The sequence below is a fragment of the Neisseria sp. P0014.S009 genome, assembly GCF_051958155.1.
Lineage (GTDB): Bacteria > Pseudomonadota > Gammaproteobacteria > Burkholderiales > Neisseriaceae > Neisseria > Neisseria flavescens_C.
Genome location: NZ_JBQCVS010000307.1, coordinates 1 through 231 on the forward strand (window position 1 = coordinate 1; position 231 = coordinate 231).

1 pseudogene is annotated in these 231 nt (G+C 50.6%); it reads right to left on the bottom strand.

Going from position 1 to position 231, the window contains the following annotated elements:
- Nucleotides 1–215 (bottom strand): annotated as a pseudogene (locus ACTHS4_RS12755) (deoxyguanosinetriphosphate triphosphohydrolase); the annotation flags it as partial.
- Nucleotides 216–231: the final 16 nt, after the last annotated feature.

The following is a 231-nucleotide window of genomic DNA, read 5'->3' on the forward strand; positions in this document are numbered from 1 at the left end:
TAAGAGTGTGCGGCATGCGTTTGTACCGGGGTTTTACGGCCAAGGGGGCGTTTGGCACCGTAAAAAACGACTCGGTCGTAGTCGATGTTAAAATCCGTACGCAAGGCATCGGCACCTTCCTGGGTCGAAGGGGTATCGGTCGGCACAATTTCGCCGTTTTTGGTACGGAAGCGTTGTGTGGACAATATGTTTTGCCAATTCATTCGGATGGTCATAAAGATTCCTCAAGCT